Source organism: Citrobacter sp. GW821-FHT02E08, from assembly GCF_059421685.1.
Map to the genome: position 1 here is coordinate 1 of NZ_JBWKVL010000001.1, position 26,504 is coordinate 26,504.

At 51.4% G+C, this 26,504-nt stretch carries 24 protein-coding genes and 1 rRNA gene; 6 read left to right on the top strand and 19 right to left on the bottom strand.

Annotated features, from left to right (window positions below; translation table 11 throughout):
• Positions 1-114: 114 nt before the first annotated feature.
• Positions 115-230, top strand: a 5S ribosomal RNA gene (gene rrf / locus AC07UY_RS00005).
• Between the two features lie 160 nt (positions 231-390).
• Here rrf and AC07UY_RS00010 read toward each other — a convergent pair.
• The 7 genes from AC07UY_RS00010 to AC07UY_RS00040 all read right to left on the bottom strand — a co-directional run bounded on the left by AC07UY_RS00010 (position 391) and on the right by AC07UY_RS00040 (position 9,774).
• Positions 391-1,149 (bottom strand): amino acid ABC transporter ATP-binding protein, encoded by a 759-nt coding sequence (locus AC07UY_RS00010; protein ID WP_494700548.1) that lies wholly within the window; start codon positions 1,147-1,149, stop codon positions 391-393.
• A 7-nt stretch (positions 1,150-1,156) separates the two neighbouring features.
• Entirely contained in the window at positions 1,157-2,260 is a 1,104-nt protein-coding gene (locus AC07UY_RS00015) for an amino acid ABC transporter permease (protein ID WP_494700682.1), read from the bottom strand.
• A gap of 9 nt (positions 2,261-2,269) precedes the next feature.
• The gene (locus tag AC07UY_RS00020) at positions 2,270-3,451 is read right to left on the bottom strand and encodes an amino acid ABC transporter permease (RefSeq protein WP_494700549.1); all 1,182 of its coding nucleotides are present in this window, start codon (positions 3,449-3,451) and stop codon (positions 2,270-2,272) included.
• 71 nt (positions 3,452-3,522) lie between these two features.
• Positions 3,523-4,548 carry an amino acid ABC transporter substrate-binding protein gene (locus AC07UY_RS00025; RefSeq protein WP_494661523.1) on the bottom strand — a complete coding sequence of 342 codons (1,026 nt, stop codon included), beginning with the start codon at positions 4,546-4,548 and terminating at the stop codon, positions 3,523-3,525.
• A gap of 451 nt (positions 4,549-4,999) precedes the next feature.
• A complete protein-coding gene (locus tag AC07UY_RS00030; protein ID WP_203359788.1) occupies positions 5,000-5,221 on the bottom strand; it encodes a lipoprotein in 222 nt (73 codons plus the stop codon).
• A gap of 270 nt (positions 5,222-5,491) precedes the next feature.
• Complete coding sequence (locus tag AC07UY_RS00035) at positions 5,492-8,605, bottom strand: efflux RND transporter permease subunit (protein WP_494700550.1); 3,114 nt, start codon at positions 8,603-8,605, stop codon at positions 5,492-5,494.
• Positions 8,606-8,616: 11 nt separating this feature from the next.
• Positions 8,617-9,774, bottom strand: a complete 1,158-nt coding sequence (locus AC07UY_RS00040) for an efflux RND transporter periplasmic adaptor subunit (RefSeq protein ID WP_494661521.1) — start codon at positions 9,772-9,774, stop codon at positions 8,617-8,619.
• Positions 9,775-10,180: 406 nt separating this feature from the next.
• Here AC07UY_RS00040 and envR point away from each other — a divergent pair, with 406 nt between their 5' ends.
• Positions 10,181-10,843 carry an acrEF/envCD operon transcriptional regulator gene (gene envR, locus AC07UY_RS00045; protein WP_494661520.1) on the top strand — a complete coding sequence of 221 codons (663 nt, stop codon included), beginning with the start codon at positions 10,181-10,183 and terminating at the stop codon, positions 10,841-10,843.
• A 53-nt stretch (positions 10,844-10,896) separates the two neighbouring features.
• Here envR and AC07UY_RS00050 read toward each other — a convergent pair whose 3' ends face one another.
• From AC07UY_RS00050 to acuI, 12 genes are all read right to left on the bottom strand, one after another.
• The gene (locus tag AC07UY_RS00050) at positions 10,897-11,061 is read right to left on the bottom strand and encodes a DUF2556 family protein (protein WP_203359792.1); all 165 of its coding nucleotides are present in this window, start codon (positions 11,059-11,061) and stop codon (positions 10,897-10,899) included.
• An 82-nt stretch (positions 11,062-11,143) separates the two neighbouring features.
• The gene (gene yhdJ / locus AC07UY_RS00055; protein WP_203359793.1) at positions 11,144-12,028 is read right to left on the bottom strand and encodes an adenine-specific DNA-methyltransferase; all 885 of its coding nucleotides are present in this window, start codon (positions 12,026-12,028) and stop codon (positions 11,144-11,146) included.
• A gap of 86 nt (positions 12,029-12,114) precedes the next feature.
• On the bottom strand, positions 12,115-12,411 hold the full coding sequence (fis, locus tag AC07UY_RS00060; RefSeq protein ID WP_000462905.1) for a DNA-binding transcriptional regulator Fis: 297 nt from the start codon (positions 12,409-12,411) through the stop codon (positions 12,115-12,117).
• 25 nt (positions 12,412-12,436) lie between these two features.
• Positions 12,437-13,402 (bottom strand): tRNA dihydrouridine synthase DusB, encoded by a 966-nt coding sequence (gene dusB, locus AC07UY_RS00065; protein WP_192613679.1) that lies wholly within the window; start codon positions 13,400-13,402, stop codon positions 12,437-12,439.
• Positions 13,403-13,761: 359 nt separating this feature from the next.
• Positions 13,762-14,643, bottom strand: a complete 882-nt coding sequence (gene prmA, locus AC07UY_RS00070) for a 50S ribosomal protein L11 methyltransferase (protein WP_203359794.1) — start codon at positions 14,641-14,643, stop codon at positions 13,762-13,764.
• A gap of 11 nt (positions 14,644-14,654) precedes the next feature.
• Positions 14,655-16,106 (bottom strand): sodium/pantothenate symporter, encoded by a 1,452-nt coding sequence (gene panF / locus AC07UY_RS00075; RefSeq protein WP_494700551.1) that lies wholly within the window; start codon positions 16,104-16,106, stop codon positions 14,655-14,657.
• On the bottom strand, positions 16,096-16,338 hold the full coding sequence (locus AC07UY_RS00080; protein WP_192613676.1) for a YhdT family protein: 243 nt from the start codon (positions 16,336-16,338) through the stop codon (positions 16,096-16,098). The genes panF and AC07UY_RS00080 overlap by 11 nt, the downstream gene beginning before the upstream one ends.
• Positions 16,339-16,446: 108 nt before the next feature.
• Positions 16,447-17,796: an acetyl-CoA carboxylase biotin carboxylase subunit gene (gene accC, locus AC07UY_RS00085; RefSeq protein ID WP_203359797.1), complete on the bottom strand. Its 1,350-nt coding sequence runs from the start codon at positions 17,794-17,796 to the stop codon at positions 16,447-16,449.
• A 10-nt stretch (positions 17,797-17,806) separates the two neighbouring features.
• Positions 17,807-18,277, bottom strand: a complete 471-nt coding sequence (gene accB, locus AC07UY_RS00090; RefSeq protein ID WP_203359798.1) for an acetyl-CoA carboxylase biotin carboxyl carrier protein — start codon at positions 18,275-18,277, stop codon at positions 17,807-17,809.
• Between the two features lie 392 nt (positions 18,278-18,669).
• Positions 18,670-19,269: a protein-methionine-sulfoxide reductase heme-binding subunit MsrQ gene (gene msrQ, locus AC07UY_RS00095; protein WP_494661517.1), complete on the bottom strand. Its 600-nt coding sequence runs from the start codon at positions 19,267-19,269 to the stop codon at positions 18,670-18,672.
• Entirely contained in the window at positions 19,270-20,274 is a 1,005-nt protein-coding gene (gene msrP / locus AC07UY_RS00100) for a protein-methionine-sulfoxide reductase catalytic subunit MsrP (protein ID WP_203359800.1), read from the bottom strand.
• Positions 20,275-20,392: 118 nt separating this feature from the next.
• The gene (acuI, locus tag AC07UY_RS00105) at positions 20,393-21,367 is read right to left on the bottom strand and encodes an acrylyl-CoA reductase (NADPH) (RefSeq protein ID WP_494700552.1); all 975 of its coding nucleotides are present in this window, start codon (positions 21,365-21,367) and stop codon (positions 20,393-20,395) included.
• 268 nt (positions 21,368-21,635) lie between these two features.
• On the opposite strand from acuI, the gene csrD reads away from it, so the two are divergent.
• From csrD to mreD, 4 genes are all read left to right on the top strand, one after another.
• On the top strand, positions 21,636-23,576 hold the full coding sequence (csrD, locus tag AC07UY_RS00110) for an RNase E specificity factor CsrD (protein ID WP_494661515.1): 1,941 nt from the start codon (positions 21,636-21,638) through the stop codon (positions 23,574-23,576).
• A gap of 307 nt (positions 23,577-23,883) precedes the next feature.
• On the top strand, positions 23,884-24,927 hold the full coding sequence (gene mreB / locus AC07UY_RS00115) for a rod shape-determining protein MreB (RefSeq protein ID WP_000913396.1): 1,044 nt from the start codon (positions 23,884-23,886) through the stop codon (positions 24,925-24,927).
• 64 nt (positions 24,928-24,991) lie between these two features.
• Entirely contained in the window at positions 24,992-26,008 is a 1,017-nt protein-coding gene (mreC, locus tag AC07UY_RS00120) for a rod shape-determining protein MreC (RefSeq protein WP_192613668.1), read from the top strand.
• Complete coding sequence (gene mreD / locus AC07UY_RS00125) at positions 26,008-26,496, top strand: rod shape-determining protein MreD (RefSeq protein WP_162379308.1); 489 nt, start codon at positions 26,008-26,010, stop codon at positions 26,494-26,496. The genes mreC and mreD overlap by 1 nt, the downstream gene beginning before the upstream one ends.
• Positions 26,497-26,504: the final 8 nt, after the last annotated feature.

The following is a 26,504-nucleotide window of genomic DNA, read 5'->3' on the forward strand; positions in this document are numbered from 1 at the left end:
TGATATGGCTCAGTTGGTAGAGCGCACCCTTGGTAAGGGTGAGGTCCCCAGTTCGACTCTGGGTATCAGCACCACTTAATTCGGTTAAAGTTCGGTGCAGTAGAAAAGAATTTGCCTGGCGGCTGTAGCGCGGTGGTCCCACCTGACCCCATGCCGAACTCAGAAGTGAAACGCCGTAGCGCCGATGGTAGTGTGGGGTCTCCCCATGCGAGAGTAGGGAACTGCCAGACATCAAATAAGAAGAACCCCGGTCCGCAAGGTCCGGGGTTTTTTGCGTTTATTAGCCTGATAAGCACAGTGGCATAAGGCGGAACAGGTTCACGAATTTGGCCGGATGGTGGCGTAAACGCCTTATCCGGTCTGAGGAGGGCGACAATAAATCATGCAAAATTAATGCAGTACCTGCGATAGAAACGCGCGGGTGCGCTCTGATTTTGGTTGAGAGAAAAACTCATCCGGAGGCGCCTGTTCAACAATTTCACCACGATCCATAAAGATCACCCGGTCAGCTACCGTTCTGGCAAACCCCATTTCATGCGTCACACACAACATCGTCATTCCGGACTGCGCCAGGCCAATCATGGTATCCAGCACCTCTTTTACCATTTCAGGGTCCAGAGCCGAGGTGGGTTCGTCAAAAAGCATAATTTTCGGTTTCATGCACAGTGAGCGCGCAATCGCCACGCGTTGTTGTTGGCCACCCGATATTTGTCCCGGGAATTTCTGCGCATGTTCAGCGATCCGTACTCGCTCCAGATAAAGCATCGCCAGTGCTTCAGCCTCTTTCTTTGGCATTTTATGAACCCAAATCGGCGCAAGTGTGCAATTTTGCAAAACCGTAAGGTGAGGAAACAGATTGAAGTGCTGGAACACCATCCCAACTTCCTGCCTGACACGCTCGATATTGCGGATGTCTTCATTGAGTTCAATTCCATCGACGATGATACGTCCTTGCTGATGCTCCTCCAGATGGTTAATACAGCGGATAGTGGTTGACTTACCAGAGCCGGATGGCCCGCAAAGTACAATTCGCTCGCCTTGTCTCACGTTCAAATTGATATTTTTCAGGACATGAAATTGCCCGAACCATTTGTTGACGTTTTCCAGCGTAATCATCGCGTCGGCAGGTTGGATTAGTAATTGGCTCATAGATTCCTCAGTGCGGCGTACGCCCGGTGTTAAAACGTTTCTCCAGATGCTGGCTATAGCGAGACATGCTGAAACAGAAAACCCAGTAAATGAGGGCAGCAAAAACATATCCTTCGGTCGACATGCCCAGCCAGGTGGGATCGACGGTGGCCTGCTGCACGCTGCTAAACAGATCAAACAGGCCGATGATGATCACCAGACTGGTATCTTTAAACAGGGCAATGATGGTGTTTACAAGACCTGGGATCACCATCTTCAACGCTTGCGGAAGAATGACGAGCCCCTGGGTTTTCCAGTAACCCAATGCCAGAGACTCTGCGGCTTCATACTGGCCTTTTGGTAACGCCTGTAGTCCACCGCGCACCACTTCTGCGACATAGGCGGACTGGAACAGAATTACGCCTACCAGTGCCCGGATAAGTTTGTCGATGCTGGTACCTTCCGCCATGAAGAGCGGTAGCATGACTGAGGACATAAACAGTACGGTAATCAAAGGTACGCCGCGCCAGAATTCAATAAAAATGACGGACAGTACGCGAACGACTGGCATATGAGAACGGCGGCTTAGCGCCAGCAAAATCCCTAATGGCAGCGCCCCCGCGATACCCACCGAGGCAATAATCAGGGTCAGGGTTAACCCACCCCACTGCCGCGTTTCTACCCGATCAAGCCCCAAAACACCGCCATACATGAGCCACCAAACAACGATAGGGTAGATAACTGCCCAAACCGCAATATAGCGCCCGCGATGCGGTATCGACCTCCAGAACATGGGAGCAATGGAGAGCAGGCCTGTGAGTAATGCAATATTGATACGCCAACGCTGCTCATGTGGATAGAGCCCATACATAAACTGGCCGAAGCGCTCATGGATAAACACCCAACAGGCGCCTGCTTTTGTGCAATCACTCCGGGTGGAACCTACCCAGTTAGCCTGCAAGAATGCCCAATTCAGTAGAGGGGGAATGAGCTCCCACATGAGCCATAGGCAGAAAATCGTCAGCAGACTATTGGACCAACTGGAAAATAAATTCTTACGGGCCCACAACACTGCGCGGTCTGCGCCGTTACTGGCTGGGCGCGGGGGATGAGACAGCAGAGCTTTTGTCATCATGATTCCTTAGCGCTCTATCAGTGCGATGCGGCGGTTATAAATGTTCATCAGCAGTGAAATAGACAGACTGATAATGAGGTACACAGACATGGTAATGGCGATAGTCTCAATGGCTTGCCCCGTCTGGTTGAGCACCGTCCCGGCAAACAGCGACACCATATCCGGGTAGCCAATGGCGGCGGCAAGCGAAGAGTTTTTGACAATGTTCAGATACTGGCTGGTGAGTGGTGGAATGATTACGCGCAGCGCCTGAGGAATAATGACCTGGCGTAGCGTCACCGTATTTGGCAGACCCAGTGAACGTGCAGCCTCATGTTGACCATAAGGAACCGCCTGAATACCGGCCCGAATGATTTCTGCAATAAATGCGGAGGTATACACAGATAACGCCAGAGTCAGTGCCGCCAACTCGGGAATGAGAGCCATCCCCCCCCGGAAGTTAAACCCGCGCAATTCCGGTACGTTCCAGTGCAGCGCAGCGCCAAAAATCCAGTGTGCCATCATGGGGAACAGGACTAACAATGCCATTGCCGTCGGCCAGGTTCTGCGTAGCCGACCTGTTTTTATCTGGTGCATTTTGTTGAAGCGAAATAGCCCAACGGACAATGCTGCGGCAAACAGGAGCGCAAGGCAAAACGCGAACAGCCCTTCTCCAATCAATGGGGCTGGGATATAGAGCCCCCGGTTGCTCAGAAAGACCAGATCCAGTGCGCTGACGGCCTGACGCGGTCCCGGAAGATTGCGCAGTACGGCAAAATACCAAAAGAAGATCTGCAACAGGGGCGGGATATTGCGGAAGGTTTCGACGTAGAAGGTGGAGAGTTTGCGTAATAGCCAGTTATCCGACAGGCGAGCAAGCCCCAGAAAGAAACCGAGAAATGACGCGAATACAATGCATAATGCAGAAACTAAGAGCGTATTGAGCAATCCGACAATAAAAACGCGGCCATAGGTATCACCCTGTTCGTAATCGATCAGATGCTGGACGATACCGAATCCGGCACTGCGATCGAGAAAGGCAAACCCTGAGGTAATGCTCCGGTTGCTCAAATTATTAATGGTGTTATGTATTAAATAGATAGCAACGCTGACAACCACGATGACGGCGAGTATTTGAAATAACCAGGCGCGTACCGCAGGGTTAGAAAAGGATAACGTTCCTTTTACGGGGGAGCGGCGATGGAACATAAGAAAACCTCGGAAACCATGACTCTTGGCTGAGCGCCGCCTGGTCGCGGCGCCCGTTACATCACATCGGATTAGCGCACGGGAGGGGCATACTGAATACCGCCGTTGTTCCAGAGATTATTCTGACCGCGTTTGATCTTCAGGGGGCTTTCCGATCCCACGTTACGTTCAAAGATCTCCGCGTAGTTCCCCACTTGCTTAATAACGTTATAAGCCCACTTGTTATCGAGCTTAAGATCCTTGCCGTAATCCCCTTCTTTACCCAGCAGGTGCGCCATATCAGGTGTTGCCGGGTTAGCGGCTTTTTCATCGACGTTCTTCGAGTTCACGCCCATTTCCTCAGCGTTCAGCATGGCAAAGAGCGTCCAGCGGACGACAGAGAACCACTCATCGTCGCCACGGCGCACGACAGGCCCCAGCGGTTCTTTTGAAATGACTTCCGGCAACACTACCCATTCAGCCGGATTGCTGAGTTTGATCCGCAGGGCATACAGTTGAGACTGATCGGAAGCTAATGTATCGCAACGGCCTGATTCCAGCGCTTTGGCTGACTCGTCAGAACGGTCGAAAGTCACCGGTGTGTATTTCATGTTATTGGCCTTGAAGTAATCGGCCACGTTAAGTTCGGTATCGGTTCCCGCCTGGATACAAACGGTCGCACCGTCCAGCTCTTTGGCGCTCTTCAGGCCAGCTTTATTATGCGTAAGAAAACCGATGCCATCGTAGTAAGTCACGCCGGTGAAAGACATGCCCATGCCGGTATCGCGGGAGGAGGTCCAGGTGGTATTGCGGGATAACATATCAACTTCGCCAGACTGCAATGCAGTAAAACGTTCTTTTGCCGTGAGCGGGGTGTATTTTACTTTTGTATCATCGCCAAATACTGCAGCGGCGACACCACGGCAAACATCAACATCAATGCCCGAAAATTTACCGCTCGCGTCAGCGTAAGAAAAACCAGGCAGGCCGTCACTGATACCACATTGTACGAAACCTTTTTTCTTCACTGCATCCAGAGTGGCTCCGGCATGTGCCTGATTTGCAACCGCAAGCAGCACGCCGGCTGCAGCAAAGCTGGCTATCATCATCTTTTTCATAATGCATCCTGTGTGGCGAAATTATCGTTATAGAGAGACGTTCTGGAAACGCCTTTTACCTGTCTGTGGCTCTGGCCATACTCTTTTAAGCAAAGGTGGTGCCAGGTTTTGCGTTTGAATCTCTAACGCAATATGTCTGAGTGTAGACAGGAAAAAATAAATGCAGCGCCCTGAAATGGTGCGAAATTGAAACGTAAGCCACATTTTGGAGCAAAATATTTAAATTTCAGGTGATGTGTTGAATAATAATTTCGGGGGTGAAAATTGACAGGGTAAGGATGTAGATAAAATGAGGATAGTTGCGAAAAGTTTGGTTGTTAAATTTATCGCCGCACTCTGTAAGTAAAACGAATAATTAAAAATCAGGGATTAAAAACGAGGCCAACATTTTGTCTTATATGAAGATTCTTTCTTTGACGTTAAAAGCGCGGCAATGCCGCGCTTTTAACATTTATTTGGACAGGGCGATGATCCCCATCGTCATGCCGGCTACGGCAGCAGTCCCGACGGCGATAGCCCCTGCAGTTTCCCAGTTATCCTGAGTGGTCCCCTTCATACAGGTATTGGTATGTACCAGACGGCCCTGATCATCATACACGGGTACGCAAGGGGAATCATGTGCACAGCCCGCCAGCAATGCGGTGAGCAATGCAACTGAAATTAATCTTTTCATGGTGTTACCTCAAAAATAAACGTTTCGCGAAATACAGCAAAGACAAATGCCAGGCCATCTGCGAACTCGTGGTTATTTTACCACCACTTAAAAAGCGGCTGGCATGGGGAATAATCTCAATTCGTGTGAATTGTAAAAATAATGGAGAAACAAACTGGTTGGGAGAGCGTTATCGGGATGAAATAGAGAAAAATAAATGACTATCTATTTAATAAATAAGGAGGTGGTTATTTTGTAGAAAGACGCCCGGAGGCGTCTTTATTTTACAAATTAATCGGGATGTCGATTGAAGCGGCGTTTAACCACGACAAAGAACACGGGCACGAAGAAGATAGCCAGCAATGTCGCCGTAAGCATCCCCCCCATCACGCCTGTGCCTACCGCATTTTGTGCACCGCTGCCTGCACCATGGCTGATAACCAGTGGCATAACCCCCAGAATAAAGGCGAGGGATGTCATCAGGATAGGACGCAGGCGCATACGCGATGCTTCGAGCGTTGCTTCAATCAATCCGCGTCCCTCTTTTTCCATCAGATCCTTGGCAAACTCGACAATCAAAATGGCGTTTTTGGCTGAAAGCCCGATCGTCGTTAGCAGACCAACCTGGAAGTACACATCATTGTTCATTCCGCGAAGCGATGCCGCCAGAAGCGCGCCGACCACACCGAGTGGGACCACCAACATGACCGAGAATGGAATGGACCAGCTTTCATACAGTGCGGCAAGACAGAGGAAGACCACGATTAACGAGATCGCATACAGTGCGGGTGCCTGGTTGCCAGAGAGACGTTCCTGGAATGACATGCCCGTCCAGTCGTGGCCAATCCCGCCAGGGAGTTTGGCTGCCAGACTTTCCATCAGCACCATAGCCTCGCCCGTACTTCTGCCAGGCGCTGCTTCACCCAGCAGTTCCATTGACGGCATACCATTATAGCGTTCCAGTCGCGGCGAACCATATACCCAGTGCGCTGAGCTGAAAGTTGAGAACGGCACCATTTCGCCATTTGCGCTGCGCACATAGAAATTGTTAATGTCGCTGGGTAGCATGCGGAATGGCGCATCCGCCTGTACATAGACTTTTTTCACCCGGCCATGATCGATAAAGTCATTCACGTAGGTGCCACCGAGAGCGGTAGAGATCATCTGGTTGATATCGGACAGACTCACACCCAGCGCTTGCGCTTTTTCCTGATCGATTTCCAGCTTAAATTGTGGGGTATCCTCCAGGCCGTTAGGGCGCACACGTACCAGTAAATCCGGATGTTCTTTCACCATGCCCAACAGCTGATTTCGCGCATTGGTGAGTTCCGTATGGCCGAGGTTAGCCTGGTCGATCAACTCAAAGTCAAAACCCGTTGCTGTACCTAATTCGAGAATGGCCGGGAGGTTAAACGGAAATACAAGCCCGTCTTTGATCTGGCTGAAGGCTTTAGTCGCACGCGCCACGATCGCACCTACGCCATTTTCTTCTCCAGAGCGCTCTTCCCATGGTTTAAGACTAATAAAGACGATACCGGAGTTTTGCCCCTGGCCGCTGAAACTGAACCCATTGACGGTGAAGACGGACTCAACGTTGGCTTTTTCCTCATTCAGATAATAATTCTGAATTTGATCGAGAACTTTTTGTGTTCGATCCTGCGTCGCGCCTGCCGGAAGCTGCACCATCGTCATGAAAACGCCCTGATCTTCCTCCGGGAGGAAGGAGGTTGGCAGTCGCAGGAACAGGATGGCCATCCCACCGACAATAAGGACATACACCAACAGATAACGTCCGGTCTTGCGTAGAATACCGCTCACGCTGCCGCTGTAGTGATCAACGCTCTTATCAAATAGCGCGTTAAACCAGCCGAAGACGCCGCCTTTCTTTTCATGATGTTCGCCAGATGCCGGTTTCAGCAGCGTGGCGCAAAGAGCTGGGGTCAGAATGAGCGCAACAAGCACGGAAAGCGCCATCGCTGACACGATGGTCAACGAGAACTGGCGATAAATTGCGCCGGTCGATCCACCGAAGAAAGCCATCGGGACAAACACCGCAGAGAGCACCATCGCAATGCCGACCAGCGCCCCCTGTATCTGTTCCATGGATTTCTGCGTTGCCTCTTTCGGCGGTAGTTTATCTTCCACCATCACGCGTTCGACGTTTTCTACCACCACGATGGCGTCATCAACCAGCAAGCCGATGGCGAGAACCATCCCGAACATCGTCAGGGTATTGATCGAAAATCCGAAGGCTGCCAGCACGGCGAATGTACCCAACAGAACGACCGGCACAGCGATGGTTGGAATTAACGTGGCGCGCAGGTTTTGTAAAAACAGATACATGACCAGGAAGACAAGGATAATGGCTTCAAACAGTGTCTTCACCACTTCGTGAATCGAGATTTTTACAAAGGGGGTGGTGTCATATGGGTAAACGACCTTTAAACCTTGCGGGAAAAAAGGCTGTAATTCGGCGAGTTTTGATTTGATCGCCGCAGCCGTATTCAGCGCATTGGCGCCGGTTGCCAGCTTAATACCCAGGCCTGTCGCCGCCTGGCCATTAATTTTGGTCACCATATTGTAGTTTTCGCCGCCGAGTTCAATACGGGCCACATCTTTGAGGTGGACCATCGAACCATCCTGGTTCACTTTCAGCGTGATGTGACCAAACTCCTCCGGTGTTTTCAGCCGCGTCTGAGCAATGATCGAGGCGTTCAACTGTTGATCCGCAATGGAGGGGGTTCCTCCTAACTGGCCAGCAGCAATCTGGTTATTCTGTGTTTTTAGCTGATTGATGACGTCCAGCGGCGTGAGTTGATACTTATTCAGCGCGTTGCTGTCGAGCCAAATACGCATGGCATACTGCGCGCCAAACAGTTGCACGTCGCCCACGCCTGATGTACGGCTGATGGCATCCTTGACGTTAGACGCGACATAGTCGGAAATGTCATCCTGCGTCAGACTCTTGTTGTCGGAAACGAATCCCGCCACAAGAAGAAAGCTGCTGCTGGATTTTTCGACGCTGATGCCCTGCTGTTGTACTTCCTGAGGCAGGAGAGGCATCGCCAATTGCAGTTTATTCTGCACCTGAACTTGCGCAATATCAGGGTCGGTGCCGGACTGGAATGTCAGCGTGATCGTCACGCTTCCGGCAGAGTCGCTGGTGGAAGACATATACATCAGGTTATCGATGCCATTCATATTTTGTTCGATAACCTGAGTCACCGTGTCCTGCACGGTTTGCGCATCCGCGCCTGGGTAAGTCGCGGAAACAGCAACCGCAGGAGGGGCAATAGTGGGGTACTGCGCAACGGGTAGCTGTATTATCGCCAGAGCACCAGCCATCATCAGAATGATGGCCAGTACCCAGGCAAAGATAGGGCGATTAATAAAAAAATTAGCCATGTCCTGTTACCTTATTGCGCCGAATCGGCTGTCGGGGCGTCGGTGGTTGCCTTGACATGGATACCCTGACGAACTTTCTGCAATCCGCTAACAATAACCTTGTCACCGGGTTGCAAGCCTTCACTGACGAGCCATTTATCGCCAATCGCCTGCGTGGCGATAACCGTGCGGATTTCTGCCTGGTTTTGTTTGTTGACTATCATCACTGTGGCATCGCCGCGAGGCGTGCGAGTGACGCCTTGCTGCGGAACGAGGATGGCATTGGGCTGGATCCCTTCATCAATACGCGCGCGAACAAACATGCCGGGAAGCAGGGTGTGCTGAGGGTTAGGAAAAACGGCCCTGAGCGTTATTGAACCGGTGCTTTCGTCAACCGTCACATCAGAGAATTGCAGGGTGCCTTTCAGCGGATATGCCTGGCCATTCTCCATGACAAGCTCAACATCGCTGCGGGTATTGTCTTTATGCAGGCTTCCTTGTTCAACCGACTGTCTGAGGCGCATAAAGTCGTTGCTGGATTGCGTCACATCCACATAAATAGGATCAAGCTGCTGTACGGTCGCCAGCGCGGTGGACTGACCATTGGTCACCAGAGCGCCTTCGGTTACGCTGGATTTACCAATACGTCCGCTAATTGGCGATGTCACTTTGGTGTAAGCAAGGTTGATGTGCGCACTCTCAACCGCTGCTTTTGCAGCAACCACCGCTGCATCGGCCTGACGAGCATCAGCAACGGCCTGATCGTACTCTTGCTGGCTGATGTATTTTGTTCCTACTAACGGAACATAACGTTTCACGGTTAAATGCGCGATAGTGGCCGCAGCTTCACTTTTTGCCAGTTCACCTTGGGCGCTGTTGTAATCGGCCTGATACGTCGCGGGATCGATCTGGTAAAGCGACTGGCCAGCTTCAACATTGCTGCCTTCAGTAAAATTCCTTTTAAGTACAATGCCGCTCACCTGAGGGCGTACCTCTGCAATTCGAAATGAGGCCGTGCGTCCAGGCAGCTCAGTAGTAACAGCGAGAGGTGCGGATTCGACCACATGAACGGAGACTTGTGGTTCTGCGGGATTCACCTGTATCTCCCCTTGGTCGTTACAACCGGCAAGTAACGCAGCAGAGATTATGATGAATGAGGGCAGGAGTGAAAACCTGGCATATTTCGTCATTACTGTTCCTTAAAAAAAACAAAAGCTCGTTATTTACCGGGTAACGGTAAGGCGTTAACGTGTGCAAATAAAATAGCAGTTGGCTATCCTACAAATTATTAGCTTGCGATGTAAGCAATACTTATTTCGTTGCGCGACCAACGGCACAGAAACACAAAAAAGATTAATATTTCGTATTCTCTAAAGGGTTGTGGAGGTAAAGCTTTGATGTTTATTAACACATCTTGAAATTTATATTTATGTTATGAATATTTAACGTTTTTACATGTGCCTCATTTATTGTTTTTTTTGAATATTTAGTGCTTAATTAAAAGTAAGTGATACATTCCTTCACTATTAAAGATAATATGAGATTGTCTTAGTCATCTCTTTATCGCCACTTACTCTGTCCCAGACACGCTGAATCATGGTTAAAAAAACGAAAGCTGATGCCCTCAAGACCCGGCAACACTTGATTGAAACGGCAATAACGCAGTTTGCCTTGCGCGGTGTAGGCAATACCACCTTAAACGATATCGCGGATGCGGCGAACGTCACCCGTGGGGCTATCTATTGGCATTTTGAAAATAAAAATCAGCTTTTTAATGAGTTGTGGTTGCAACAACCCGCACTGCGTGATCTTATTCAGGACAGATTGACATCTTACCCAAGGGATAATCCTTTAAAGAACCTGCGTGAGAAATTAGTTGCTGGTTTACAATATATTGCAGAAAACCCAAGGCAGCAGGCGTTATTGCAAATTTTATATCATAAATGTGAATTCCTTAACGGCATGACATCAGAACAGGAAATTCGAGATAAAATTGGCTTCAGCCATCAGACAATGCGTGAGCTACTTCAACAATGCATGGCGAAAAGTTTGATTTCAATCAGCCTCGATTTAGACGTCATATTAATTATTCTACACGGCAGTTTTAGCGGAATAGTAAAAAACTGGTTAATGAGTCCGGCAAGTTATGATCTCTACAACCAGGCTCCTGTGTTAGTCGATAATGTTCTGAGAATGCTAAGCCCGGAGGGTTGCGTGATGCAATTGATGCAGAGCGACAACCGCGTTGAGGAGGCATAATCGCCTTTTGATGATGCTCTTCATTGAACATGAGTGAGTCGGATGCCCTGGCCTTACTGGAGGTCGGTACAATTGACCAGTTTGAGAGGATTGACGGAGTTCATATTACGGCACTTGTCATATTCTGTGGTCATCAGTTCGATCCATTGCATGAGTAGTGCATCAAACAGGAAAACAGAAACAGCAAAAACAACCAGCCACCAATATTTGCGAATCATTGCCAAACTCCGTGTATTCATGCCCAAACGTGCAGGGAATATACAGGAATTTTGATAGTGGAAAAGCAGACTTACAATGCTTTTAATTCGTTGAATCCACACCCGTCGTTTCTGTATTACGGCTCTTTTTTGACAGGTTTTTCGTCTTCCGCTTTTTCACTTTTTCAAGGTCTTTTTCCGAATAATGCGAACTGATACTCAGTCTTCGCAGACCCATTTTGACGTATTCATTATTGACTTCGATACCGATAAATTTTCGCCCCGCGTCTACCGCGACGGCTCCGGTGGTGAAACTCCCTGCAAATGGATCCAATACGGTATCACCCGGATTTGAGGAGGCCAGCACGATCCGCTTTAACAGTGCCGTGGGTTTTTGCGTTGGATGGTTTTCGTATTCATCCATCAAGAAACGCACCCGTGGGAAGTCCCAGACATTTCCGGGCACCTTTTGCTGATTGTAGGGTTGCGGCGGGTTTTTCCTGTAATCGATCAGCGCTCTTTTGGCGCCGGTTTTGGCTTCAACCAAAATGTCTTCCCGATTGAAGGTATAACTTTTGGGGTCTTTAACCATCATCAGGATCGGTTCATACATCGAACCAAAGAAATTTTTAGCTTGCACACCTGAGCTGTCGTATGACCATACGATACGGCTTTTAATATCAAACAGCTTTCTGCATTTAAGATCGATATGCGGCATGTTTTCGGTGCTGTTCATGATATACATTGTGCCCTGTTTCTTCAGTACCCGGTGGCACTCATCGATACATTCGAACAGCCAGGTAAGAAAAACCTCTTCGTTCCATGATTCGACCATGCCATCAAAGTCTTTTCCGATGTTGTAAGGGGGATCGGCAAAGATCAGGTCGACGCTGCCGGAGGGCAGTTTTTTCAGTTCAGTCAGCGCATCACCATGGATTATTTTTTTAGATTCATCGCCATAGTAGTTGGGGGCAAATCCAGCATTCATGGTTAAACTCCTGTGTGATGCGAATAAAAAAGGCGCTTCCCCATGCCGAGTAGCGCCTTTTTAAACAAGCAATTAGCTAATCGAAATTAGTTCATGCCGTACTTTTTCAATTTTTTACGCAGCGTACCACGGTTGATGCCCATCATCAGGGCAGCGCGGGTCTGGTTACCACGGGTGTATTGCATCACCATGTCCAACAGGGGCTGTTCTACTTCAGCCAGTACCAGCTCATAGAGGTCATTCACATCCTGACCATTCAGTTGAGCAAAATAGTTCTTCAGTGCCTGTTTAACCGAGTCACGCAGGGGTTTTTGGGTTACCTGATCCTGAGAGTTAACGGTAGAAACGGTCAGTACGTCAGAATTTACGCGTTGTTCGAACATAGTTCTGTCAGCTCTTTATTTCTGTTTACGCAAAATTTTCGAAGTATGCCTCCAACGCCACCAGCTGTTCGCTGGCATCCTCAATGGCGTTGAATGTGCGCCGAAACTGGTCATTTGGAGCGTGCTCCTGGAGATACCAGGAGACGTGTTTACGTGCAATTCGGTACCCTTTTGCCTGACCATAAAAGTCATGCAGTTCCCGAACGTGCGCGCAAAGTAAGCGCTTAACCTCTGCCAGAGGCAGGGGGGGTAGCAACTCCCCAGTGTCCAGATAATGCTGGATTTCCCGAAAGATCCAGGGTCTTCCCTGAGCTGCACGGCCTATCATAAGGGCGTCCGCCCCCGTATAGTCGAGTACAGCTCTGGCTTTATGCGGGTCAGTTATGTCGCCATTCGCGATAATCGGAATGGAAACTTTCTGCTTAACTGTCCGAATGCTGTCGTACTCAGCATCTCCATTGAACAAACAGGCGCGGGTGCGTCCATGAATGGTCAGAGCCTGAATGCCACAGTCTTCAGCCAGTTGGGCAATCTCTACGCAGTTACGGTGTTCCGGAGCCCAACCGGTGCGAATCTTGAGAGTGACAGGAACGTCCACAGCACTGACGACCTCGTTGAGTATCGACTTCACGAGATCCGGGTACTGTAGTAGGGCTGAACCTGCAAGCTTGCGATTCACTTTTTTAGCCGGACACCCCATATTGATATCAATAATTTGGGCGCCGCTTTCCACGTTAATACGTGCGGCATCAGCCATTTCAACAGGGTCGCTACCGGCAATTTGCACCGTGCGAATTCCTGGCTCATCAACGTGCACCATCCGTAAACGAGATTTGTCGCTTTCCCACACTTGCGGGTTAGAAGACATCATCTCAGATACTGTTAAACCTGCTCCCATCTCATAACACAGCGTCCGAAAAGGTCTGTCAGTAATGCCAGCCATGGGCGCTGCGATCAGGCGATTTCTAAGCTGGTATTGTCCGATGCGCATGAGTTAAGAAATGACCATACTGTGACTGCAAGGCGGCGTATATTACGCATTTTTTGCCCGAGATGAAAGGCCAAACTTTGACCAATCCTCTGAGGTGGATCAAAGAATCGCAGTTAAAGCGGACGGTAATTATTAATAGATTATATAAATCATTGAGTTATAAATTTACGCGGGAAATTTATACGTCTGCAATTTTGCGTAACTTCTCATTTTTTCTTCATTGAGAAGTGCGCAAACAAGATAATCTGCTGAATTAATCAGCAAATTATCGTCTGACTCTGTGATCGCGGCCTCATTACAGGACAATCCCGCCCCCCTCTCGGGACAAGAGGCGTGGTCGAATAACCACGCCAAATGTATTACTTTTTACGGCCGGTAATACGACACCATTCTTCTTTCTCTACCACGGGGTCGAGGGTAAAGAGATCGGCGTACGCTTCACAAACACTGTCTGCCTGACTGGCGAGGATGCCAGAAAGTCCCAGTAAACCGCCCTCAGTGGGCAGTACGCTGATTAACGGCGCCAGTTCGCGTAATGGGCCTGCCAGGATGTTTGCCACGACCACATCGGCTTTCATGGCTTCTGGCTGGTCTTTTGGCAAATAGAGTTCCAGGCGCTCGGATACGCCATTACGTTGGGCATTGTCACGGCTGGCCTGAATGGCCTGTGGGTCAATATCCACACCGATCGCTTTTGCTGCGCCCAGTTTCAGGGCCGCAATAGCCAGAATGCCGGAGCCACAGCCAAAGTCGATAACCGTCTTACCGTTCAGATCAAGTCCATCCAGCCATTGCAGGCACAATGAGGTGGTAGGGTGCGTACCGGTACCAAACGCCAGACCCGGGTCCAGCATGACGTTAACGGCGTTTTCATCCGGAACATCGCGCCAGCTTGGGCAAATCCACAGACGTTCACCAAAGCGCATCGGGTGGAAGTTATCCATCCATTCGCGCTCCCAGTCTTTGTCTTCAAGCTGTTCGATTTTATGCACGAAGCCCGCACCCAGCAGAGGATGGTTCTCAAGGATGGCCACCACCTCTTTCATGTCGGTTTCGGCGTCGAAAAGGCCAGTCACATCCGTATCGCCCCAAAGACGGGTTTCGCCCGGCAACGGTTCAAACACCGGCGTATCGTGCGTATCCTGGAAGGTGATAGAAACGGCGCCCGCTTCCATCAGCGCATCGCTTAACTCTTCAGCATTCGCACCGGTGGTATTCAGTTTCAGTTGGATCCAAGGCATAGCAAAACTCTTTATTTATCAGTAATCAATACGGAGGCTTGTGGGGCGGGTGAACCAAAACGGTTCCCGACCAGGAAAGCCAACAAACTTAGCAGCAACGAGGGCACAATAGCGTGGAAGCCCAGGTACTGAACATTAAAGGTGGCCAGTACGGCATACAGCACACCACCGACGATCATGGCGCTCAATGCGCCTGCCGCATTCGCGCGTTCCCAATACAAGCCAAGTACCAGAGGCCACAAGAACACCGCTTCCAGCCCACCGAATGCCAGCAGATTCAGCCAGATGATCATCTCGGGCGGTTTCCACGCGGCAAGGAGCAGCAGCGCGCCCAGCAAAAGGGTGATCACCGCCGACATCCGCTTGAGCCGTGTTTCATTGGTCATCTGTTCCGGGCGAATGTTCAGATAGAGATCTTTAATGATCGTAGCGGAACTTTGCAGCAACTGGGCGTTGATCGTCGACATGATCGCCGCCATGGGGGCCGCCAGAAAGATCCCTGCGGCAAAGGGCGGTAACACTTTGACCATCAGCGTTGGGATAACCAGATCGGGCACCGTCAGGTCGGGGATGACCGCACGGCCTAACGCACCCGCCAGGTGCATGCCGAACATCAGGATCGCCACCACAATTGTGCCGATAATGATTCCCCGGTGCACTGCTTTACTGTCTTTATAGGAGATGCAGCGCACCGCCGTATGCGGCAGGCCGATAACGCCGAAACAGACCAGCACCCAAAACGAGGTCATAAAGGCTGGCGACAGAATATCGTCCGCACCCTGTGGTGACACCAGCTTCGGATCGATCGCTTGCAACGTTTCTACAGCATGGCTTAAACCGCCTGCAGCATGCACCACGCCCACCAGCAGGACGATTGTGCCAATCAGCATCACCATGCCTTGCATGGTGTCGTTGAGCACGCTGGCGCGAAAACCACCAAATGCAGTGTACAGCGCGATACTGATACCAAAAATCAGCAAGCCGGTATCGTAAGGGATCCCCGCCGCTGTCTCCAGCAGACGCGCGCCACCAATAAATTGCACGGTCATTGCGCCCACAAAGGCAACCAGTAAGCTGATACTTGCCAGCCACACCAGAAGACGGCTTTGGTAACGGGCAAACAGCATATCGTTAAGTGTCACGGCGTTGTAACGTCGTGCCAGGATGGCAAATTTTTTACCGAGAATGCCCAGTGAGAGCCAGACTGCAGGTAACTGGATCATCGCCAGCAGTACCCAACCCAGCCCGTATTTGTAGGCGGCGCCGGGGCCGCCAATAAATGAACTGGCGCTGATGTAGGTGGCGGTCAGCGTCATCGCCAGGACAATCCCCCCCATCGAGCGACTACCGAGAAAATACTCGTTCAGGAAGCTGCCGGTGGCTCTTTTTCTCATGGCGTAGACCGAGAGGCCAAAGACCACCAGAAGATAAGCAACAAGCGGCAAAATGACTTCAAGCTGCATCGTCATCCTCCAGAGGAATATCGCGATAGATAAATTTCACCATTGCCCAGCAGAGTAAAATAAAGACCAGCGGCGTTAGCAGACAGGCCATTTCAAACCAGTGCGGCAGTCCGGTAATGCCCAGCGCCGAATCAGGTAAGTAAGCAGCCACTAACCAAGCAGCCAGATATAAAAGGGTCAGCCACAGCGCCCAGCGCGCTTCTTTATGGGCCTGAACAAAACGTTTGTCCATTTTTTGTCCCTTGTGGATGAAGAAAGCGGGGATTGTACATGATGGGGCATAACTCCCCCCAGAAATAAAAAAGGCCGGATAATCCGGCCTTTTTCAGTTAGCGTATGCTTACTTGTCTTGCAGACCGAGTTTCTTCTCCAGATAGTGGATGTTGGTTCCACCATTCTGGAAGTGCTCGTCGCTCATGATACGCATCTGCAGTTCAACGTTGGTTTTGATACCGTCGATGATCAGCTCCTGCAGGGCGTTCTTCATGCGGGCAATCGCCACATCACGGTTTTCGCCGTAGCAGATAAGTTTACCGATCATTGAGTCATAGTACGGCGGTACGGTGTAACCAGCGTAGATATGCGATTCCCAACGTACACCAAAGCCACCCGGCGCGTGGAAACGCGTGATTTTACCCGGGCTTGGCAGGAAGGTGTTCGGGTCTTCGGCGTTGATACGGCATTCTACCGCATGGCCTTTGACCACAACTTCGTCCTGTTTGATGGACAGAGGTTGGCCGGCAGCAATACGCAGCTGCTCTTTGATCAGGTCAACACCGGTGATCATTTCGGTAACCGGGTGTTCAACCTGAATACGGGTGTTCATTTCAATGAAGTAGAACTCGCCGTTTTCGAACAGGAACTCGAAAGTACCCGCACCGCGGTAGCCGATATCGACACACGCTTTAGAACAGCGTTCGCCGATGTAGCGACGCAGTTCCGGCGTAATGCCCGGTGCTGGTGCCTCTTCGACCACTTTCTGGTGACGACGCTGCATGGAGCAGTCACGTTCTGCCAGATAGATAGCGTTACCTTGACCATCAGCCAGCACCTGAATTTCGATGTGGCGTGGGTTTTCCAGGTATTTTTCCATGTAAACCATGTCGTTGCTGAAAGCGGCTTTCGCTTCAGCTTTGGTCATGGAGATGGACTGCGCCAGTTCAGCATCGCTACGCACAACGCGCATACCGCGACCGCCACCACCGCCAGACGCCTTGATGATAACCGGGTAGCCAATGCGTTTAGCATGTGCACGGTTAGCATCCATATCGTCAGTCAGAGGGCCGTCAGAGCCTGGTACGGTTGGGACACCAGCTTTTTTCATTGCGGTGATTGCAGACACTTTGTCGCCCATCAGGCGGATAGTGTCGGCTTTCGGGCCGATGAAGATAAAGCCAGAGCGTTCAACCTGCTCAGCAAAGTTGGCGTTCTCAGAGAGGAAGCCGTAACCCGGATGAATTGCCACCGCGCCGGTGATTTCAGCGGCGCTGATGATAGCCGGGATGTTCAGATAGCTTTTTACGGACGGAGCCGGGCCAATACAGACCGTCTCATCCGCCAGCAATACGTGTTTTAAATCGCGATCCGCGCTTGAGTGCACAGCGACAGTCTTGATGCCCAGTTCTTTACAGGCACGAAGAATACGCAGTGCGATCTCGCCGCGGTTGGCGATAACAATTTTATCCAGCATGTTCGCCTCGTTATTCGATGACGACCAGCGGCTCGTCAAATTCTACCGGCTGACCACTTTCGACCAGAATCGCTTTCACCACGCCGGATTTATCGGCTTCGATCTGGTTCATCATTTTCATGGCTTCAACGATGCACAGGGTATCGCCCGCGTTAACTTTCTGACCGATTTCGATGAACGCTTTTGCATCCGGGCTCGGCGTGCGGTAGAAGGTACCAACCATCGGGGAACGTACGATGTGACCACTGATTTCCGCTGCGGCAGGCGCTTCCATCGCTGGAGTTGTCGCTGTGGCGACAGCGTTAGACAGAGCTGGCTGCTGCATCATCGGTGCAGCGTAAGCTTGTTGCATCACTGGGAAACTTTGCATTGGCGCTGCACGGCTGATGCGTACAGACTCTTCGCCTTCAGAAATTTCCAGTTCGGAGATGCCTGATTCTTCAACCAGCTCGATCAGTTTTTTAATCTTACGAATATCCATGAGTGGGTTCCGTACTCTTTGTTTAGTGTGATTGTGACAGGCAGTTTTACTGCCGTCTGTAAAGCGTGTGTCCCGACGCTGGCATCAAGTGAATCTCCAGTCAGATCGGGACGCCGGTATATTTGGCCTCACGTTGTGATGTGAGACTTGTCGGACATTGTGCTGCGATCTTCTGCAATCCTCCGGCAAAAAACAAAATATACCTTCAATGCGCGAATGTCACCTTTTCAGCGGCTTAAAAACACTGTCAGGGAAACCAAAGTCGCACATTATAACGATTTCGTAGCAATTGGCAGCTAAATACTGGTCTTATCAGGGAAGATAATCAACCGCTAACCTGTAAACGCCATCAGAGAGTCTGTGTTTTGCAACAAGCCGCACATATCCGGCAACTACCGCCACCACTGGCGGAACTTCTTGTAACGCCATGCCAAAAGCGCGAACGCAAGCAGCGCATAAATGACCGGTTGCGGGGAGATAATTTTTACCGACCACAGGTAATGAATGGGCGCAAGAATCGCCACAAGATAGACGAAGTTGTGCAAAAGTTGCCAGCGTTTACCCAGTTTTCGTTGTGCAGCCTGCGTGGACGTTAATGTGAGGGCCAACAATATAGTCCAACTGATAATCCCCAGCACCAAATAGGGGCGCGTAATCAACTCGCGACCGAACAGCGCAAGATTATTAATACCTAACTCCAGCGTCGCATAGCTGGTCAAATGCAGCGTCGCCCAGGTGAAACACCATAGCCCTAATAAGCGACGGATGCGTATCAATAATGGCTGTTTAGCGTAGCGCGCCAGAGGGGTGACGAGCAAGGTCGCCAGGAGGAATTTCAGTGCAGTCCTACCGGTAAAATGTTGAATATCTTTGACGGGATCAGCGCTTAATCCCCCGTTGTTCACTGCCCAAACGAGCCACAAAAACGGTAATAAACCGGCGAGATGTAAAAGCACTTTCAGCACAGTTATCTGTTTTACCGACAATCGCACTTAGAAATTCTCCCGCAAATTCAAACCGCGATAGAGAGCGGCAACGTCATCGGCATAACCGTTGAACAGAAGTGTAGGTTGGCGTTGCACATCAAGAATACCGCCTGAACCGATAAAACGTTCTGTCGCTTGCGACCAGCGAGGGTGATCGACCTGTGGATTCACATTCGCATAAAAACCGTACTCGTTAGGGGCGGCCAGATTCCAGGTGGTAGGAGGGCGCTCACGGGTCAACTTGATACTTACAATCGACTTAATCCCTTTAAAACCATACTTCCACGGTACGGTTAAACGGATAGGAGCACCGTTTTGCGGAGGGAGCGCTTTGCCATATACCCCGACGGTGAGCAGCGTGAGCGGGTGCATCGCTTCATCCAGACGCAGTCCCTCAACGTAGGGATATTTCAGCCCTCCGCCAATAAAACGATCTTTTTGCCCCGGCATTTGGTCGGGCGCGTAGAGGGTTTCGAACGCGACATATTTGGCGTTGCTGGTGGGTTCAACCAGCGCCAGCAATTTATGCAGAGGAAAACCAATCCAGGGGACGACCATGGACCACGCTTCAACGCAACGCATGCGGTAAATGCGCTCTTCCAGCGGAAAACGCGTGGTTAGCGCATCATGATCCAGCGTTAAGGGTTTCGCCACCTCACCGCTGATCTTCAGGATCCAGGGATCGGTTTTCAAACTGCCCGCATTGGCCGCCGGGTCTGCTTTATCCAGGCCAAATTCGTAGAAGTTGTTATAGCCGGAGACTTTATCGGCTGGCGTTAACGGCAGATCGTTTTGCCAGGCCGAAGGCTTACTGAACTTCAGCGGCTTACCGGCGGGTGCTGGCGGGCGATCGTTGCCTTTAAACCAATCCAGGAGATCGGCATGGGCAGTGGCGGGTAGTGACAGGGCCGCAGCGCTGATCCCTAACGCTTTGAGGACCTGGCGGCGTTGCATAAAAAAAGCCGATTCGGCAGTGACATCGGCTTCTGTAAATGGACGTATTTTTTTCATAACAGACCCCGGTATACGCGCCATGGCTCACGGGTGGCGCGTAGTTACTATGGCAGGAAGTCTGTCAATGTGCTGCGAAATTTAGTTAATAAAGTGTAAATTTCTGATGCGTGCGCCCTTATTTTACCTTCACCAGCGTGCGGCCCTGGATCTGGTTATTAATGATAGCATTCGCAAACTTCGGTGCGTCAGCCAGGGTAATTTCCGTTGCTGCCTGTGTATAGAAGGATTCCGGCAGATCGTTTGCCAGACGTTTCCATGCTTGCGCACGGCGAGCAGCGGGGGTCATAACTGAATCCACGCCCTGCAAACGCACATTGCGCAGGATAAACGGCATCACCGTGGTGGGCAGAGTAAACCCTCCCGCCAGTCCGCAGGCGGCGACACAGCCGCCGTAGTTCATTTGCGCCAGCACTTTTGCCAACACTTTGTCGCCGACAGTATCAATTGCGCCAGCCCAGAGCTGTTTCTCTAGCGGGCGAGATTCGGCAAATTCATCGCGGCCGAGAATGCGGTTAGCGCCAAGGCTGCGCAGATAGTCATGGGTACTTTCACGGCCCGACACCGCCGCGACCTGATAACCCAGCTTATGCAGTAGCGCAACGGCGGTACTGCCCACTCCACCGCTGGCGCCAGTGACTACAATCTCGCCGTCTTCAGGACGAATGCCCGCGTCTTCCAGCGCCATTACGCACAGCATTGCCGTAAATCCGGCGGTGCCGATGACCATTGCTTTACGGCCATCCAGCCCTTGTGGAAGGGCAACCAGCCAGTCGCCTTTCACCCGTGCGCGTTCTGCCAGACCGCCCCAGTGGTTTTCACCCACTCCCCAGCCGGTCAGTAGCACCTCTTGCCCAGCATGGAAACGGGGATCTTCGCTTGCGCAAACCGTACCTGCGAAATCAATTCCAGGAATCATCGGAAAATGACGGATAATTTTACCTGTGCCCGTGATAGCGAGTGCGTCTTTGTAGTTCAGGCTCGACCAGTGTATGTCCACCGTCACATCACCTTCCGGCAGCTGACTTTCCTCAATGGTCTGAACGGATGCGAGGGTTTTACCGTCCTGCTGTTCTAAGATCAAAGCCTGCATAACCTGTCCTCAATTTGCATGTGCCCGTCGTTTTTCAAGCGGCAACCCGAAATCCAGTGGGCATCGTGGATTGGAAAATTATCTACGAAGACTATACTCGCTAATTAAAACGTGATGTCGATTCAGCGCAATAAATTGCCAGATATACCTGATTTGGTAGTATGCCCGCACACTTTGCGCAACAGGGCGGATTTCGTATTTAGTTTTGCGTTTTCGCGTCGCTTTATCACTCTTATGCAGTTTTATAACTATCGGAGTTAACACAAGGATGCGATTAACGACGAAATTTTCAGCTTTTGTTACGTTGCTCACTGGGCTAACGATCTTCGTGACGCTCATTGGCTGCTCGCTGAGTTTCTACAACGCGATTCAGTACAAGTACGCCAGCCGCGTTCAGGCGGTTGCCACGGCGATCGATACCCGTCTCGTCTCCAGCGATTTCGTCACATTGACGCCCCAGGTTAACGAACTGATGATGTCGGCCGATATTGTGCGCGCTGATCTTCTGCAGGGAACCCGGCAGGTTTACAGCTATTCACGTCACAGCAGTTATCGTCCGGCAGGCACCAATAATCTTTATCGCGAGCTGACGGTGCCTTTGATGAAGCAACCCGGAATGTCATTGCATCTGGTGTACCAGGATCCGATGGGCAATTATTTCCATTCGCTGATGACCACCGCACCGCTGACGCTGGCGATTGGATTCATTATTCTCATGCTGTTTCTGGCGGTGCGTTGGCTGCAGCGTCAGCTTTTCGGCCAGGAATTGCTGGAGGTGCGCTCGACGCGCATTTTAAACGGCGAGCGTGGGCCAAACGTGCGTGGTTCAGTGTATGAGTGGCCAGCGCGAACCAGTAGCGCGCTCGACATGCTGCTCTCTGAAATTCAGAATGCCCGCGAACAACGCAGTCGACTGGACACGCTGATCCGCTCCTACGCGGCGCAGGATATAAAAACAGGGTTGGGTAACCGCCTGTTTTTTGATAACCAACTGGCGACGTTGCTGGAAGACCAGGAGAAGGTTGGCGCGCATGGCGTGGTGATGATGATCCGCCTGCCTGACTTTAATCTTCTGCGCGACAGTGGGGGGCGTAACCTTGCCGAAGAGCAACTGTTCATGCTGATTAATCTGCTCTCGACATTCATCATGCGCTACCCGGGGTCGCTACTGGCGCGCTATCACCGCAGCGACTTCGCCGTTTTATTACCGCACCGCACATTGAAAGAATCTGAAAGTATTGCCGGGCAACTGCTAAAAGCGGTCGATGCGTTGCCGGTGAATAAAATGCTCGATCGGGACGATATGATGCATATCGGTATTTGCGCCTGGCGCAGCGGGCAGTCAACGGAACAAGTGATGGAACATGCTGAAGCCGCCACCCGCAATGCTGTATTGCAGGGAGGGAACAGTTGGGCTGTTTATGACGATTCCCTGCCGGAAAAAGGCCGTGGCAACGTGCGCTGGCGGACACTCATTGAGCAGATGCTGACTCGCGGCGGGCCACGAATTTATCAAAAACCGGCGGTGACGCGCGAAGGCCGTGTGCATCATCGGGAGCTGATGTGCCGCATTTTTGATGGCGAAGAAGAGGTGATTGCCGCGGAATACATGCCGATGGTGCTGCAGTTTGGCTTGTCGGAAGAGTACGACCGCCTGCAGATCAGCCGCCTGATCCCATTATTAGGGTACTGGCCGCAAGAATCCCTGGCCATGCAGGTGACGGTGGAGTCGTTAATTCGTCCCCGTTTCCAGCGCTGGTTGCGTGATACCTTGATGCAATGTGAAAAATCGTATCGCAAACGCATAATTATTGAACTTGCAGAGGCTGATGTGTGTCAACACATCAGCCGGTTACAGCCGGTGATTCGTCTGGTGAACGCGCTTGGCGTTAGGGTGGCGGTTACGCAGGCTGGTTTGACGCTGGTAAGCACCAGTTGGATTAAAGAACTCAATGTCGAATTACTCAAGCTGCATCCCAGCCTGGTAAGAAACATTGAGAAGCGAACAGAGAACCAACTGTTGGTTCAAAGTCTGGTGGAGGCTTGCACGGGCACCCATACGCAGGTTTACGCCACGGGCGTTCGATCGCGTAGCGAGTGGCGCACACTGACCGAGCGCGGAGTGGCGGGTGGACAGGGCGATTTTTTTGCCTCATCACAGCCACTTGACACAAACGTGAAAAAATATTCGCAAAGATACTCGGTTTAACCTGCCGTTTAATTTGTTTTCACGTAGAATAACGCGCGCTGTGCCTCATGGGGGTGTGCTTGTCTGCTCGCCAGATTGTTGCAGCAAATATGCAGGTGAATGACCTTTGACAGGTTGCAAACGCGGGCGAGGATGGCTGCTGATGTACTCAGCCCTGAGGGACTCAGGCAGAGATTTGTAACAAAGGAAACGAACTGCACTAATTTTCACCGTAGCAGATGATTTTTGCGCCTTGTCGCTGCTGCGTGTGGTTGGTAAAGTAAGCGGATTTTGTTTTCCGCCCCAGCTTTCAGGATTATCCCTTAGTATGTTGAAAAAATTTCGTGGCATGTTTTCCAATGACCTGTCCATTGACCTGGGTACCGCGAATACCCTGATTTATGTAAAAGGACAAGGCATCGTATTGAATGAGCCTTCCGTTGTGGCCATTCGTCAGGATCGTGCCGGCTCACCAAAAAGCGTGGCTGCAGTAGGTCATGATGCGAAGCAGATGCTGGGGCGTACGCCGGGCAATATCGCTGCGATTCGCCCAATGAAAGACGGCGTTATCGCTGACTTCTTCGTGACTGAAAAAATGCTCCAGCACTTTATCAAGCAAGTGCACAGCAACAGCTTTATGCGTCCAAGCCCTCGCGTACTGGTGTGTGTTCCGGTTGGCGCGACCCAGGTTGAACGTCGTGCGATTCGTGAATCCGCTCAGGGTGCAGGCGCTCGTGAAGTGTTCCTGATTGAAGAACCGATGGCGGCGGCCATTGGTGCTGGTCTGCCGGTTTCCGAAGCAACCGGTTCTATGGTTGTTGATATCGGTGGCGGTACCACTGAAGTTGCGGTTATCTCCCTGAATGGTGTGGTTTACTCTTCTTCCGTACGTATTGGTGGTGACCGTTTCGACGAAGCGATCATCAACTACGTGCGTCGCAATTACGGCTCTCTGATCGGTGAAGCCACCGCAGAGCGTATTAAACATGAGATCGGCTCTGCCTATCCGGGCGACGAAGTTCGCGAAATCGAAGTTCGCGGTCGTAACCTGGCTGAAGGTGTTCCGCGTGGCTTTACCCTGAACTCAAACGAGATTCTGGAAGCGCTGCAGGAACCGCTGACCGGTATCGTGAGCGCGGTAATGGTTGCACTGGAACAGTGTCCGCCGGAGCTGGCGTCCGATATCTCCGAGCGTGGTATGGTTCTGACCGGCGGTGGCGCATTGCTGCGTAACCTTGACCGTCTGTTAATGGAAGAGACCGGTATCCCAGTTGTTGTTGCTGAAGATCCGCTGACCTGTGTGGCGCGCGGCGGCGGCAAGGCGCTGGAAATGATCGACATGCACGGCGGCGACCTGTTTAGCGAAGAGTAGTCGAGTGCAGGCAGGGTAGTCCGTGGGCTACCCTTCCGCTCTGACACGAGAATACGCATAGCCTATGAAGCCCATTTTTAGCCGTGGTCCGTCGCTACAGATTCGCCTCATTCTGGCGGTGCTGGTTGCGCTCGGCGTGATTATTGCCGACAGCCGCCTGGGTACGTTCAGTCAAATTCGAACGTACATGGATACCGCCGTCAGTCCTTTCTACTTTATTTCAAATGGTCCCCGTGAATTGCTCGACGGCGTGTCGCAAACGCTGGCGTCGCGTGACCAACTCGAACTTGAAAACCGGGCATTGCGCCAGGAATTGCTGCTGAAAAACAGCGAAATACTGATGCTGGGGCAATATAAACAGGAGAACGCGCGTTTGCGCGAGCTGCTGGGATCGCCGTTGCGTCAGGATGAGCAAAAGATGGTGACTCAGGTCATCTCAACGGTGAACGACCCTTACAGCGATCAGGTGGTGATCGACAAAGGCAGCGTTAACGGCGTTTATGAAGGCCAGCCGGTCATCAGTGACAAAGGCGTGGTCGGTCAGGTCGTTGCAGTAGCAAAACTGACCAGCCGTGTGCTGCTGATTTGCGACGCGACGCACGCGCTGCCGATTCAGGTTCTGCGTAACGATATTCGCGTTATCGCTGCGGGCAATGGTTGCACGGATGATTTGCAACTGGAGCATTTACCGGCCAATACCGATATTCGCGTTGGTGATGTGCTGGTGACATCCGGTCTGGGCGGTCGGTTCCCGGAAGGGTATCCGGTTGCCGTGGTTTCTTCCGTTAAGCTGGATACCCAGCGCGCTTACACCGTGATTCAGGCCCGTCCGACGGCAGGTTTACAGCGTCTGCGTTATCTGTTGTTGCTGTGGGGCGCTGACCGTAACGGTGCGAACCCCATGACACCGGAAGAAGTGCACCGTGTAGCAAATGAACGCCTGATGCAGATGATGCCGCAAGTTCTTCCTGCGCCAGACGCGATGGGGCCGCCTGCGCCCGTTCCAGCTCCTGCGACAGGGATAACCCCACCGCCAGCGGATGCGACAACGCCACCGCCACGCGCGCCGGGAGGGCAATAGTGGCAAGTTATCGTAGCCAGGGACGCTGGGTTATCTGGCTCTCGTTTCTGATCGCACTTTTGCTGCAAGTCATGCCCTGGCCGGACGACATTATCGTCTTCCGGCCAAACTGGGTGCTGCTCATCTTGTTGTACTGGACTCTTGCGCTACCGCACCGCGTAAATGTCGGTACGGGGTTTGTGATGGGTGCCATACTGGATTTGATAAGCGGCTCAACGCTTGGCGTGCGGGCGTTGTCCATGAGCATTATCGCCTATTTGGTCGCACTAAAATTTCAGCTATTCAGAAACCTGGCGCTCTGGCAACAGGCGCTGGTGGTAATGCTACTTTCTCTGGTCGTCGATATTATTGTGTTCTGGTCCGAGTTTTTAGTGATCAACGTCTCTTTCAGACCTGAAGTATTCTGGAGTAGTGTAGTCAATGGTGTGCTCTGGCCATGGTTATTCTTGCTGATGCGTAAAGTGCGTCAGCAGTTCGCGGTGCAATAAAGGTTTTT